The sequence below is a fragment of the Mesorhizobium loti CJ3sym genome, assembly GCF_000472785.1.
GTDB classification, from domain to species: Bacteria; Pseudomonadota; Alphaproteobacteria; order Rhizobiales; family Rhizobiaceae; genus Mesorhizobium; species Mesorhizobium loti_E.
The window spans coordinates 1-12,821 of sequence record NZ_AXAL01000046.1; the positions used below are offsets into that span (position 1 = coordinate 1).

The following is a 12,821-nucleotide window of genomic DNA, read 5'->3' on the forward strand; positions in this document are numbered from 1 at the left end:
GGATCAACCAGGTTGAACGGTGGTTTGCCGAACTCACCCGCAAGCAACTGCGCCGTGGTGTCCATACCTCCACCAGCCAGCTTGAGGCCGATATTCGCGCCTTCATCCAGCGCCACAACGAGAACCCCAAGCCATATCGATGGACCAAGTCCGCAGACGACATTCTCGCCTCCGTCAAACGCTTCTGCCAGAGGGCGGAACACTCCTTATGCCACGAAATTTAGATTCAGATGACTAGCTCACGATCCGGCAGTTCCTCGTACGCGACATCGTGCAAGATGCGGAGTGCTTCTTTCCGGGCCCTTTCCCGCGACTCCAGCAGCTGCCCGTCGTCGTCAAGAACGTGGCTGTCGGTGTTATAGACATCGAAAAAGTAGCGGTGCATAGCTCGGCCGTTTAGGTTCTTCTCGCGGCGTAATCTCCGGGTCTGACGTTGGTTCCGCTGGTATTTGCCATGAAAACGGCGCAAACCTGCGCGCCGCAGATCGTCATCGGCCGCCCCCGGTGAACGAAACAAATATCTACCGACGTTCGAGACCGAGAGGCCAGAGATGCTTGAACCGTTGTATCTGCAACTTCAGCAACATGACGCGCTTTCCGACGATGAAAGGGCGATGTTGGCGGATGTGATCGTCAGAGAAAAGGATTTTGAGGTTGGACAAGACCTCGTGGTGGCCGGCTCCCGGCCTGCCTACAGCACGGTCTTGGTCGAGGGGCTCGCAGCCCGCTACAAAGTGTTGCAGAACGGTGGCCGGCAGTTTACTGCCTTTCAGGTGCCAGGCGATTTCGTCGACCTTCATGCGTTTCTGCTGAAAACCATGGATCACGGCATTGTGGCCCTTTCGCCATGCCGTGTCATGTTAGCCGACCACGCCAAGCTCCGAGCCGTTACCGAACAGGCTCCGCATCTGACACGCCTATTGTGGCTGGACACCCTCGTTGACGGTGCGATCCACCGTGAATGGATTGTCGCCATGGGGCGCCGTTCCAGTGCCTCGCACCTCGCCCATCTGATCTGCGAACTTTATGTCCGCCTGCAGGTGGTGAAGCAGACCGAGGGTATGTCCTTTCGGTTCCCCCTGTCGCAGGCGGAAATGGCTGATGTCATGGGATTGTCGGTTGTGCACATGAACCGGGTGATCGCGGAGCTGCGCAAGACGGAAGCGATCAGCTGGGTAAACCACACCATCTCGATACTGGACTGGGACCGGCTGGCTGCAATCGCCGAATTCGACCCAACATACCTCAGCATGACCACCGAGCCGAGGTGATGCGTTTTGCTGCTACCTCGAAACGCAAGCCAGCTGGAACCCATGTGTTGCGAGACTGTTAAATCTTGCAACCAGGACCTTTCCAGATGCTTCTAGAGAACCCTGGCGAGACGCTCCGTCTGATCATCGGAACAGTCAAAACATTGCGAAGCCGAATTGCCGAGGCCGGTGGCACTCTTCATGTACTGGAGGTGGACACGCTACTGAACGTGGCTGGTCTTGTTGCTGAAATACGGGGCGCCTCTAAAGGTGCGGGCGACTAGCTTGCCTTCCGGAACTGCTCCGGTTCCCTTGCAAGCAAATTACCGAGGCTCTCGTCGTCAGTGATTCCTGCCCTGAACCACAAAATCAGCTTGAACGCTGCTGCGTCGGCCATGTCAGAGGTCAGTCCAAAACCTCCAGCGGTGCAATGGGTGTTTAACACTCTCTGGAGCATCTCAAGGTCGTCGGGGTAGATTGCGTCGTTGCTAATCTGACGAAAGAGCATGCCATCCTCCTTGATAGCCAATGCTCCCGATAGAGCAAACACGGCGGTTGGACTCGGTTCTAAGCCCCTCAGTGATTGCCGTCATTTAACAATGATGTAATGTAGCTCATTACAGAATCCGTGAGCGCTGCCGCGTGCATCAACCATCTGACTGCCTGCGCGAGCTGCGTGTCGAGGTCTTGGTCAGCTGTGCTGACACGAGCGTAACGATACGAGCCATAGCCTGTCATCTCTAGGGTTAGGCCCAACGCTACCCTGTTATAAATAGTCGATGGAAACCCAGATGTTACGCCTGTAGCCGACGAAAATGTTACGACGCGGGGGTATTCCCTGAAGTGCGGCGTGCTGTACGCCATAATGCGAACCTTCGTCAGCGCCGGATGACCATAGAGAGTCAAAGTGCGAGACGGGAACCGCACCGAAACTGAGCAGGAAACGACTTGCGCTCTCTCCGCCAATCACTTTGCTTTTATTGACTTTTCTGGCAGAATTAGCCCGTTGCTATAACGCATAAAAAAGCCCGCGCTACCCCTCGGCTTTGAACTTCTTCGCTTCTCTCTTGCCCTTTTCCTTTCCGTCCTCCGCCACAAGATCTTTCGCCTGCTTCGGCGATACCTCAGTGCTCGCAGCGATTTCCAGCGCTTCCTTGTCGCTTAAGTCAGTATCGGTCCTGGCGGGATTTTTGGCGGCCATAGTGGAATCTCCTGATGTTCTGAGACAACATCTTCAAAGCGGTCCCGTTCCACAAGATCGATCGTATACCCCCGATGTTCGCTGTCACGCCCAACAAAACAACGCCGAAGCGGAGCTTTCCGTATGCGATGGGTGGCCTTGCCCCAGCGTGTCGACTGGATCTTGCGCCATGAGAACAGAAAAGGAACAAATTCCTTGCCCGTCAAGGGTCTTATGAAAATCTATTCAGTATGAACGACGAACCATCATTTGCCGACGGCATGACGCTGGCGCCGCGAAACCGCGCCCGAGTGCTGGGCACATCTGCGAGCATGCGGGATGCAACAGGTATGCGGGCTTGGCTTTTCCCGCCGCGGCGGGATTCGCATTGGTTCTGTTTCGAGCACAACCAGATGCATAGTCGGCTTCTAATAGAGGGCGGTGTTACCCAGTTCGCACTTAGCAAGCAAGGAGCCAAGACCACGATGCTGGCACTTCAGACCTTTCGACAGGGTCGACGCTCCGAAGCGTGAGGCGGCCATCAAACGTCAAACAGGTCGCTAGGCCCTCGACCGATCTCGTGATGATGTGTTGTTGCGCGGCGATCGGACCTTGCTGTCGATCGGCCACATCTTCATCAAATGGGAAGGGAACGGCTTCATCAGATCGCGCGGATCGGGCCCCGGCCCGAGCCAGCGCATGTAATCGGACGGCGCCAAGATCACCGGCATGCGGTCATGGAACGTCGCCATCAACTCGTTCGGCTCACAGGTTGCTGTGGCAAACATCCGGGAAAGGCGGCACCGTCGGCAGGATCTACCTGTTCGAAAACGGTCTAAGTTCAGGCCACGTGAGCTCATCACGGCGAGCCTCAAGATTGTAAATCGGTTCCGCGAGCTTGTGCCCTGCGCGCTATCGTCCGCCCTTCGCCTTGGCGTAGAGGTTTTGTCCCATGCCCGACTTCTTCGTGGAGTCGGGCGAGTAGATCAGGCCTACGTCCTTCGACTCACACACCTCGCACTTCAGACGCGGCCGCAGATCCCACTCCATCGCCGGGGTGTCGGGGCCGAACCGGTCTCGCAGGCATTCGAGATCAAGCGTCTTGGTGTGTCCGCAAGCGGCCACATTGCAGAACGCCGTGACCGACATCTTCGCATCGATCAGGGATTGGAGCGTCCAGCCTTTGCCGACGTTGTCCGTAGGACGCATGGCTGTTCAATCCGCCACTCCGGCGTCGTGGTGTACGATAGCGTCAAGGATCGCATCATAAATGCTGCCGGTATCTTCCTGGATTTCTTCGCTACTGATGCCCAGGGCCCTGGCTTCGGCAAACAGCTTCTGGATCGCTTCGCTGACTGAAATCACGTCCATGCGCGCGATGTCGGACAGGTTGCTGCGGATCCACTGGTCCAGGAAATTTGTGCCGCGCGTGCTCATCCGAACCAACCGAACGTAGGGCTGACGATCACCACCGCGACCAGGATTGAGAGCGGCACTGCGGCTACCAGGGCCGCTTCGAGTCCTCGTGTCTCTTTATTCCTGAACATTAGTCGCGGCTCATAAAAGCTTCATCGAAGCTAACAAGTTCCAAGCCCGAATTCGGTTCCGATTGCTACCCTCACACAGCGTGCGAGAAAGCAAAACCCCGTCGACTGGGGGTCAGCGGAGCCTTGAAACCTGTCACCAGCGATCAGTTTGCCAATTGAGGGCAGGCGAATAGAAACTCCCGCCGGTGCGCGGGTCCAGACATGCGTTCGAGGTCCACTTGTGAAGGAAGTTGATGCCGTGCCGTGCTCATTACCCAGCCGGCCTTTTTAGAATCCGGGCCTCGCGCACGATGGAAGAATGATCATAGCCAACCATCGAAATGATGTCCCTGATCTGCGCCTCCGAAACGCCGGTCTCTTTCGCCATTTTGCGCACAAACTCGGCCTTTGGATCAATTGGCTTTGGGAGGTCGTCCTGCATGACCGAATCCTTTGTCGCGAAACAAAGCGTTCGGAGAGCCATACTGTTCCTTCGAGCAGCGAAAAGATTGAGATCAAGCTTGCGCGAGCAGCGAACCTGCTAGATCGAGGATGTCTGATGATGTGGCAGGTTTGCTAAGCAAGGTACCCGAATTGAATATCGGGTCATGGGAGTCATCAAGCATGCCCGAATAGACGATGAAGGGAACACCTTGCTCGACAAGCTTTTTGGCCGCAGCGTCGCATTCTCCGTCAGTCAGGCGAACATCGAGCACGGCCAAGTCAGGGCGATTGATGGCCAAATAGTCGAGTGCTTCCTCACAAGTGCGGAACAGAATGGCGCGGTAACCGGCCTCTATCAGCGAGTCGGCCAGATCAAGGCCCACCAAAACCTCATCCTCAAGGATTATGATCGTCTTGCTAGACGCTTGCACCGCCGCCCCCCACGCACGAAAACCAAGTCACAAGCGAGTCTTGGTATAACCGAAAGTGCGGAAGCGCAAGGATCGGGTCAATGGTCTCTCGCGTTGCTCGACGGCTCCGGTAACTTCGAAAACCCTACCGCAAGTCGCTGCTCTTTGAGCCGCGCGGTCTTCGCCTCCCTGGCCCGCCGTTCGGCATCTAGCACAACCCTGCTTTCCCGATCTGCTCTCTCAATCTTTTCGCGATCAATCGTTCGACGTTTCAAGACAACCTCCCTTGGCCTGTCCCGCCAAAAAAGGCTTGGCTTGGAAAATGGTTCCCGACGCTCGACAAGGGGCGCCGCTTCGTTACAAACGTACAATGGACTCCGATTGTCCCCGTCTCCGAAAGGCGTATAAATCGGAGGTCACAAGGGGCTTGTTGAGGCGTATATTTTTAAGGGCTTCTGCCATGGACGATGTGGAAGGTGCAGGCTTTTCGGCATTTGAATTTGATATTTTACGCGAGGCATTCCGAAAATCAGTGACGGAAATGAGAATCGCCGAAGAGCATTGGCCGGAACATGCCAGGCGGCTCTATCAGGAGATGTCCGAGGGAGAGCCCGACGAGCAGATGATCGCTCGCATCATCGGTCGTTAGTTCCCGGCGGCTGTTCAATAGCCGCTTCCTCCACCTCTGCTTCCATCTGGTCACTGACCGGAATGGCCTTTACGCCACCGGAGCAGGACACCGTCGAAACCCTGCAGCCAAGCGTCTCGCCGCTCTCGTTCCTTGCCGTCCTTGCGCGCCTGAGCACCGTACATCCACGCATAGCCGGCGCGCCCTTGATTCTTTAGCCACCGCCATTTTCATTCTCCCAGAAATCCAGCAGCTTTGCGTGGCGCAAGTTCTCTTCGCCCTTCAAGGTCTGCACTAGTCCGACCAGGCCGGGTTTAAGCCATTCAGCCTTGTCGTTCTTAAGCCCTTTCGGGACCGGTCCGCCCACCCTGCGCTGCACGCGATCCCAGAGGGCTTTGCGTTTGTCAGCTTTAAAGGTGACGAAGGCACCACCAGCATAACGGCCCTTTTCGGCCATCAGCACCATCGCGGGCTTACCCCTCTCTCGCTGGGCGCCGACGATTTCCATCTCTTTTTTTTCATAGCACTTGATCTTGCGCCAGTTCATCGTCGGACCGCTTCGATACACGCTGTCGGCTCGCTTCGATACCATCCCTTCAAGGTTCGCTTCACAAGCCAGATGGTAGACGGCATCGCCAGTGCCTGGCATCGCCTCGCTGAATTGTACCTGCAGGCCGTCCGGGATCATCCGGTGAAGCTTCTCACGACGGTCCGTCAGCTTGATTCCGCGCAGGTCTTTGCCGTTGAGGTGCAGCAGATCAAAAGCCACCAGATACAAATCCTGTGGACGCCGGGTGATGGCAGAGCGGAGGGCGTGAAAATCGGACAGGCCAGCTTCGTTGGTGACGATTGTCTCACCCTCGATGATAAAGCTTTTCCCCCTGATAGCCTTCGCTGCTTCCGCGAGCGGCTTGTATTTGCCGGTCCAGTCGAAGCCGTTTTTGGTGAACAAGCGGATACCGGCTTCATCCTTGATGACCTGGGTGCGGTAACCGTCGAACTTGATTTCGTGAATCCATTCCTCACCCGCAGGCGGGGTGTCGACAAGCTCGGGCTCCATTGGCGGGATGAACTTCAAACGCATGGACTGACTCGCAAACCCGCGACTCAATCAGCTTTAGCTAAAATAGTTCCAAATTTGGAAATAAGCGGCCCTGCAACAAAGTGCGACGAGCGGCGTTTGTTGTAGCCTGTCAACCGAGGAGCACCGATATGCGACCCGCGACCCCTTTAACTCGTCAGAGACTATAGAACAGTTTGTCCCCTCGGGGCCCTGCCGAGCGAAGAATACGTAACTGGAATTTATGGTCCGGAACCCGTCCACGAAGCCGGGGCGTGAGGAGGACGGACCCGGCTGCCTTCGCTCAGTGACAACGTTGAAGTGCAATGCGACTTCTAATATCTCGAAGCCAGCATCGTCGCGGACCTTTATTGAGAGCTGATGATGGTCCCCGTCCGGCAGGCTTTCTCGGATCATATCTATCAGAGCCGAGATGGCTTCCTTCTTCACCTTGGCGAAATCCTTGCAATCTGTTCCATGGTCGTCGTGAAACACCTGACCGTTGTCGTCGACGTCGAAATAATAGAGAGCCATGGGTCCTCCCGTATGCTCGAAATGGATGGCCCTGCCTTCCATCTGCGCGGGGCGAGCAAATCAGCCTTGGTCAGCGGTGGCCCCTGAAGCGCCCACCGCCATGTCATCAACAAACAGACTATTTCTAAGTTCCGATCGAATGAAAAAAAGCCGCCCAGCTGCGCCGACAAAGGCTGAAATTCGTCATGGGTGGTATAGAGTGGGCCCGCTTCGACTTGGGCATAAGCGGGCCCGGCGAAGCCTTGCGGGATCTTGGCCAGCAGCTACGCGGCCGTATCCTGAAACCAACGGGAGCATATCAGGTTCCGCTTATGCTTGAAAAAGGCCCGCCCGAATGGAGCAACCGGAGGGCCATTGTCTGATTCGGATCTAGCGGCTAACTAGCGAGCTAAGAAGATAGCTTCTCCCTCCTCATCGCGTTGCCTCCCGCCTAGAGCCGCCGCAGCGCTGGCCACGAAGGCGCCGATGACTAAGGACAAAGCACTCAGAAGCGCAAGGGTTATAGTTGCCTTCCTGGCGGTATCGGCCACTTGCTTTGCCCTTACTTTTGCGTCTTGCACCTTGGCAAGCACTGCATCGACGCGCGCCTTGGCGTCCGCCTCCGACAATCCTGTCCTCGCCGAAACCAGTTGAGACAGATAGGTCTTGTCATCGGCAGAAACGTCGCCGGCAGCCGCGCCAGCGATCAGGATATGAGTTGCCTGTGCGGTCGCCGCCGCGTCGCTTTGGGGGTTTGCGGCGGCAAGCTTGGAAGGGTCGTTCGGTCGAAACAGTGAATCCACGAAGTACGACGTTGCGTTGTCGGCCGCCCCTCCGGCGTTGGCCGACGCACCAGCCGAAGCGCCCATGGTCGCGTCCGAAGCGATAGTCGTTACCGCCTGCGCACCCGAGCCGACCGCTCCAGAGAGGGCTGATCCGAGAACGCCGACGACAAGCAGCGTCGCAAGCGCCCAGGCAAGAAAGCCGTGCGCGGTATCACGGAAGTAAACCTCATCCGTGTGAACGTTCACCCATTTGGTACGCAACCGTCCTGCAAGATATCCACCGACGCCAGCGGACAGCCATTGGACGATTACCAGCCAGACTGCAGTGGAGACCGCAAAAGTCGTTACCGATGCGCCGGACCCGGACCATGGCGAAACCATCGTCAGTCCCAGGCCCGACCCGAGAAGCATTAGGGTGAAGGTGAGCGTGCAGGCCGCAAAAGCACCTGCAATGATCGGCCCCCAGTTGACGGCGGTGGACGAGGATTCGGTGGGCCGGGAAACCTCTACGTCTGAAAGGACTGGTTGCATGACAGCCACCTATCGAACAAAAAGCATTATGAGAATAATAATTGGAATCGGAATCCCAATGAGCCAGAGCAAGATTCCACGTCCCATGAAAACCTCCCGTAAATTGTGAGGACGCAATACCAATTCCTTGCTGGACGTTTCGTTCCCGAAGTTGTCCCCCGACGAAAAGCCAGTGCCTCGGAGCGCATCCGGCCCCGCAATGCTGGCGAAAGTGGTGGGTCATCAGCCAACTAACGGGTAGCCGGAACCAGATGCCCTCAACGAAATTGCATAAGCCTCTACCGAAATTACGGCATCGGGAGGTGAGCTTGAATCTCGACAGGGAAGTTCGACATAACTGCGAAAACGTTGATGACAAAGTCTTAGCCGATGTCTTGGTCGCGTTACAAAAGCGTGTGAAGATCAGCCACGATTTCGATATTCCCTATATTGCTGGATACAGTGGTGATGCGACGACCGTCTGTATAGACCGCCATCTGCCGCGAACGATGGCATGGAAAGGTCGGGAAGTCCGGCTGGCGTCACGCACGAAATCGTGGAAAAGGCGTTGCTAGACGAGCTTCGGCTCCATTATCTCCATGCTCACATGTAAGCGTTGTCCTGCTCGCCATCGTGAGCTGGAAGAGCGCTTCGCAAAGCCCACTATTCATCGCCTGTCTGCTCGTCGGCGCCACCGCATCAATTGCTGGCATGTTATGTCGATGGCTCACGTACGAAATCGAAAAGCGTCGGGAAGGGAAATAGATGCCGTCAGGAGTCGTCTAGCGTTGCCCTATGTTTTCGGACGGCTGCTGAAGGCGCGGTTTCTGTTGCCTCGTCCCGCTGGCCGACATGGCTAAGGTCAAAATATGGGGTCCTTTGCGCGCCCATTTCTTCGGTGCCCGAGCCGAGGGCCTACAGACCGAACAGGTCAGATGGCCCCAGCCCGATCTCGTCGATGATGTCTGGGGTGTTCCGCGTGCCGACATAGGCAATCGGCCAAATCTTCATTAGGTCAGACGGGTAAGGTTTCATAAGATCTCCAGGAGCGAGTTCCGGGCCGAGCCAACACATGTAGTCTTCAGGCGCCAAGATCACCGGCATCCGGTCATGAATGGTTGCCATGAGACTGTTCGGCTCGCACGTTACAATCGCGAACGTGCGGATCAATTCGCCGGTGGTCTTGTCGGCGTATTCTTCCCAAATGCCGGCCATAGCAAACGGCTGGTCTGAGTTCATCGCGATGGCATAGGGCTGCTTCTTCTTGCCCGACGCGTCCAGCTTCTGCCATTCGAAATAGCCATCCACCGGCACCAGGCATCGCCGTGACGCATAGGCTCTGCGGAACATGCCATTGGTCGCGACCGTCTCGCAACGTGCGTTGACGGGCGGCGGACGGCCGCTGCCATCACGAGCCCAGCCGGGGACCAGACCCCATTTGGCAGAGACGAAGCGGCCATTGAGGTGGACAGTTCTTCCCGAATGATTACGGGTAGCGATCTGCCGGCCGGCCGTTCCAGACTGGGAAGCGATTGCTCAAATGTTCGACGTCGCCGGGATGGGCGAACTCGAACCGCTGCACCATGTCCGGGATTGTTGTTTTGACGAAAACGCGTCCACACATGAGATCACCAGCCTGTCGTTGCGGAAGACCAAAATGGGAACGCTTCGTGAACGAGTCAAGCAGTGCCCATCTGGGTCATGGCGTACCGCCTTCGCGATGGTCCATTGCTTCGGCGATAACCTCGAACACGCTCGGGACCTCCTCGCTGATTTCGGGGATGGAAAGGCCTTCCTTTCGGGCGGCTTCCATCGCTCGTTCCGCCAGAACGCCGATCGCCATCGGGTCGTCGATCATGGTGTCTGGCAGTTGTTCTGCCATCCATTTGTCGAGGAAATTGATGCCGCGTGTGCTCATTCGTTTTCATCTCAGCTCGGGGAATGATTCCGGCGGATTGTCCCGTTTGCCTTCTAGTCGTAACGGCCTCAGCCGCGCGCTGTTCTATCACTGCGTGATCTTGGACCACTTCGTAGGCGTTGTCGGCCTGGCGAACCTTCAAACTATCAGCCGGCATATCCTTTCCGTCAATCCAGTGTGCTAGAAGTCCGGCTTCCTGGTGGCTGCAAGGCATCGGCGTGGTCGGCGGCAGCTTCATGACCGGCCAGTCGCAATGGCTTTATATCGGTCTCTTTGCCATGCAGGCCGGCCTGGCCGGGCGGGTGTGGCGAACCGTTCACACCATTGAGGCCCAACAGAAGGCTCTTTGTTTTGCTCGATTTCCAGATATAATCGGTTATAAGCTCTGGGGTGACTTCGCTGGCGGATGCCGTGCTGCTTTGCTAGCCCCAGTAAGACATGAGGTCCGAAGTGCACAAGCTTTCAAACGATTGGGCAATTGCGGCGGCATTGCTTCTTGGGGCGGTCACCATCTTGCTGACCGACGCTCGTAGCGAAGTATCGGCGCGAGCAATGCTGGTGAAAAACCGTCAGCTCGAAACCCATAGCGCTTCCGCACCTGGCTTCGGTTCGCCGAAGCCACGCACGCTCCCTGGCGGGGTCTGGGTTTTAGCGGCGTCGTCCTCGAAACCAACAAATCGCTTTTCATGGGCTGGCGGCACCTCTAGCCGCGTCGGCGATCGAGGAGGCAGCACCGGCGGCGGCGCGGATGGCGGTGGAGCCACGGGTGGTATTGGCGGGGCCGGCGGGGGAGGCACGGGCGGGACCGGAGGTACTGGCGCAAATGGTGCCGGAGGCACGGGGGCTGGGGGTGCCAGCAGCACGGGCGGCGGCGTTCTCGGTAATGGTGGTGCTGGCGGGACCGGCGGAATAGGAGGTGCGGGCGGAACAGGAGGTACCGGCGGCACGGGTGGCAACGGAGGTACCGGTGGCACAGTTGGTACTGGAGGCACGGGAATCGGAGGTAGTGGTGGCTCGGGCGGCTTGTTCGGTAATGGCGGTGCTGGCGGAATAGGAGGTGCCGGTGGCGCGGGTGGTACCGGAGGCACGGGAATCGGAGGTAGTGGTGGCACGGGCGGCGGCTTGTTCGGCAATGGCGGCACCGGCGGCGCGGGCGGGTTCGGAGGTACTGGCGGTTCGTTCGGTAGTGGTGGCGCGGGTGGCAGGGGCGGCAATGGTGGGGCCGGCGGTACCTAGAACCGGGAGTAGCGCCGAAATCGACCCGAATGAGATCGAGACAGTCTGTCAGGTGGCGGATCATCGAGCGGTGTTTCCTCGTTTATCTCGATGCACTTGATGCCGAGCGCTTTGGCGTCGGCAAAGAGCTTGTGGGTCAGCTCGTCAACCCCATCGGCCTTCGTCGTCTCGGGTACGTTGTTCCTGATCCATTCGTCGAGGAAGTTGATGCCGCGCGTGCTCATTACCCAGCCGGCCTTTTTAGAATCCGGGCCTCGCGCACGATGGAAGAATGATCATAGCCAACCATCGAAATGATGTCCCTGATCTGCGCCTCCGAAACGCCGGTCTCTTTCGCCATTTTGCGCACAAACTCGGCCTTGGGATCGATTGGCTTTGGGAGGTCGTCCTGCATGACCGAATCCTTTGTCGCGAAACAAAGCGTCCGGAGCGTCCTACTGTTCCTTCGGGCAGCGAAAAGATTGAGAGCAGTGTTTTGGCATGAAGAGCCAGGCCATGAACCTCTTGAGCCCGAGGAAACCGCTCAGGTCATCGAATTTCCCCGACGCAAATAAAAGCCCGCCTGGCGAACCGAGGCGGGCTCATCGATCATCGAATTGTTGGTTAGTCCGAGGCTTGCTGTGAAATCGGAATGAGCTGCGCCGTAATCGTCGGCAGACGCTGACGTTTGGTCAAAACTGGCTTTTGATAGGTCTTCTTCATAAGTGTCCTCGCTCTTCCCCTCGACGCGAAATTGTTTGGGGCGCCGGCGTTTGTCAACACGCGTTCATCACTTTGCCGCCGGTTGTGCTGGCTGTACACCCTGTTGATCGCCGCCTGTGCTTGACTGAGGCGTCGGGTTACGATCGACCTTGGGATTTTGATCCACGGGCTGGCCGTTCATCTCGTCTGCCTTGGCCTTCATTGGGTCCGTCTCACCTGGATTGTCCCCGGCAGCGGTCGCAGCCGTGCCCGTACCACTCTGCGTCGTCGCTGTCTTCGCCTGCTCTCCGTAGATCTCGGCAATCCCCCACGCAATGATTGCCAGGAACAGTCCGCCCAGCAGAATGCCGAGCACCGGTCGGCCGAGGCCGCCTTGGCGAGCCTTCTTTTCGGAAATGTTCTTGGTCATCGATTTTCCACCTTGAGAGGATGGCCCGCGAACCTCGGCAGATGCGCGGGCCGACCAAGTTTGCCCTTGATCAGCGACAAGCCTGGAGCTGCAGAGACCGTCGCTGGGTCAGCAACTTGCGACCGCACGTCAGGTTCCGATAATCGAAAAGCCCGCCACCGAGGAAGCAGTGACGGGCCTTTGTTTGTCGCCCGGCCGAGGGACAACCGAGCACCTTTAGAACTTCACCAGCTGTCATCAGTTCCACCAA

At 57.4% G+C, this 12,821-nt stretch carries 16 protein-coding genes and 3 pseudogenes; 4 read left to right on the forward strand and 15 right to left on the reverse strand.

The window, feature by feature from the left end; all coding sequences use genetic code 11:
- A pseudogene (locus tag A3A9_RS40490) lies at positions 1-224 on the forward strand (IS630 family transposase); the annotation flags it as partial.
- A 2-nt stretch (positions 225-226) separates the two neighbouring features.
- On the opposite strand, the gene A3A9_RS40495 reads toward A3A9_RS40490, so the two are convergent.
- On the reverse strand, positions 227-517 hold the full coding sequence (locus A3A9_RS40495) for a DUF6894 family protein (RefSeq protein WP_033839096.1): 291 nt from the start codon (positions 515-517) through the stop codon (positions 227-229).
- Between the two features lie 34 nt (positions 518-551).
- Here A3A9_RS40495 and A3A9_RS0134805 point away from each other — a divergent pair, with 34 nt between their 5' ends.
- Positions 552-1,271 carry a Crp/Fnr family transcriptional regulator gene (locus A3A9_RS0134805; protein ID WP_027062639.1) on the forward strand — a complete coding sequence of 240 codons (720 nt, stop codon included), beginning with the start codon at positions 552-554 and terminating at the stop codon, positions 1,269-1,271.
- 259 nt (positions 1,272-1,530) lie between these two features.
- Here A3A9_RS0134805 and A3A9_RS40500 read toward each other — a convergent pair whose 3' ends face one another.
- From A3A9_RS40500 to A3A9_RS0134845, 7 genes and pseudogenes are all read right to left on the reverse strand, one after another.
- Positions 1,531-1,758, reverse strand: a complete 228-nt coding sequence (locus A3A9_RS40500; protein WP_152536271.1) for a hypothetical protein — start codon at positions 1,756-1,758, stop codon at positions 1,531-1,533.
- Between the two features lie 525 nt (positions 1,759-2,283).
- The gene (locus A3A9_RS45520) at positions 2,284-2,451 is read right to left on the reverse strand and encodes a hypothetical protein (protein WP_202596445.1); all 168 of its coding nucleotides are present in this window, start codon (positions 2,449-2,451) and stop codon (positions 2,284-2,286) included.
- A 520-nt stretch (positions 2,452-2,971) separates the two neighbouring features.
- Positions 2,972-3,224 (reverse strand): annotated as a pseudogene (locus A3A9_RS0134825) (SOS response-associated peptidase family protein); the annotation flags it as partial.
- A gap of 118 nt (positions 3,225-3,342) precedes the next feature.
- Complete coding sequence (locus A3A9_RS0134830) at positions 3,343-3,639, reverse strand: hypothetical protein (RefSeq protein ID WP_027062641.1); 297 nt, start codon at positions 3,637-3,639, stop codon at positions 3,343-3,345.
- A gap of 6 nt (positions 3,640-3,645) precedes the next feature.
- Positions 3,646-3,867 (reverse strand): DUF768 domain-containing protein, encoded by a 222-nt coding sequence (locus A3A9_RS0134835; RefSeq protein ID WP_027062642.1) that lies wholly within the window; start codon positions 3,865-3,867, stop codon positions 3,646-3,648.
- A 360-nt stretch (positions 3,868-4,227) separates the two neighbouring features.
- The gene (locus tag A3A9_RS45525) at positions 4,228-4,398 is read right to left on the reverse strand and encodes a hypothetical protein (protein WP_202596446.1); all 171 of its coding nucleotides are present in this window, start codon (positions 4,396-4,398) and stop codon (positions 4,228-4,230) included.
- Between the two features lie 73 nt (positions 4,399-4,471).
- The gene (locus A3A9_RS0134845; RefSeq protein WP_161634574.1) at positions 4,472-4,783 is read right to left on the reverse strand and encodes a histidine kinase; all 312 of its coding nucleotides are present in this window, start codon (positions 4,781-4,783) and stop codon (positions 4,472-4,474) included.
- Positions 4,784-5,270: 487 nt separating this feature from the next.
- Between A3A9_RS0134845 and A3A9_RS0134850 the strand changes: the two genes are divergently transcribed.
- On the forward strand, positions 5,271-5,459 hold the full coding sequence (locus A3A9_RS0134850; RefSeq protein WP_027062644.1) for a hypothetical protein: 189 nt from the start codon (positions 5,271-5,273) through the stop codon (positions 5,457-5,459).
- 193 nt (positions 5,460-5,652) lie between these two features.
- On the opposite strand, the gene A3A9_RS0134860 is transcribed toward A3A9_RS0134850, so the two are convergent.
- The 4 genes and pseudogenes from A3A9_RS0134860 to A3A9_RS41550 all read right to left on the reverse strand — a co-directional run bounded on the left by A3A9_RS0134860 (position 5,653) and on the right by A3A9_RS41550 (position 9,930).
- A complete protein-coding gene (locus A3A9_RS0134860; RefSeq protein WP_027062645.1) occupies positions 5,653-6,522 on the reverse strand; it encodes an RNA ligase family protein in 870 nt (289 codons plus the stop codon).
- Between the two features lie 33 nt (positions 6,523-6,555).
- Entirely contained in the window at positions 6,556-7,032 is a 477-nt protein-coding gene (locus A3A9_RS44550; RefSeq protein WP_152536272.1) for a DUF6894 family protein, read from the reverse strand.
- A 380-nt stretch (positions 7,033-7,412) separates the two neighbouring features.
- A complete protein-coding gene (locus tag A3A9_RS0134875; protein ID WP_027062646.1) occupies positions 7,413-8,327 on the reverse strand; it encodes a membrane protein in 915 nt (304 codons plus the stop codon).
- Positions 8,328-9,221: 894 nt separating this feature from the next.
- Positions 9,222-9,930 (reverse strand): annotated as a pseudogene (locus tag A3A9_RS41550) (SOS response-associated peptidase).
- Here A3A9_RS41550 and A3A9_RS46085 point away from each other — a divergent pair.
- Positions 9,847-10,251 carry a hypothetical protein gene (locus A3A9_RS46085; RefSeq protein WP_245279210.1) on the forward strand — a complete coding sequence of 135 codons (405 nt, stop codon included), beginning with the start codon at positions 9,847-9,849 and terminating at the stop codon, positions 10,249-10,251. The pseudogene A3A9_RS41550 and the gene A3A9_RS46085 overlap by 84 nt on opposite strands.
- A 1,205-nt stretch (positions 10,252-11,456) precedes the next feature.
- Here A3A9_RS46085 and A3A9_RS0134895 read toward each other — a convergent pair.
- The 3 genes from A3A9_RS0134895 to A3A9_RS40525 form a co-directional block, all read right to left on the reverse strand.
- Positions 11,457-11,684, reverse strand: coding sequence for a DUF768 domain-containing protein (locus A3A9_RS0134895; RefSeq protein WP_027062648.1), 228 nt, complete (start codon positions 11,682-11,684; stop codon positions 11,457-11,459).
- A complete protein-coding gene (locus A3A9_RS45530; protein ID WP_202596446.1) occupies positions 11,684-11,854 on the reverse strand; it encodes a hypothetical protein in 171 nt (56 codons plus the stop codon). Before A3A9_RS45530 ends, A3A9_RS0134895 begins: the two co-directional genes overlap by 1 nt.
- Before the next feature lie 375 nt (positions 11,855-12,229).
- Positions 12,230-12,571 carry a hypothetical protein gene (locus A3A9_RS40525; RefSeq protein WP_033839103.1) on the reverse strand — a complete coding sequence of 114 codons (342 nt, stop codon included), beginning with the start codon at positions 12,569-12,571 and terminating at the stop codon, positions 12,230-12,232.
- Between the last annotated feature and the right edge of the window lie 250 nt (positions 12,572-12,821).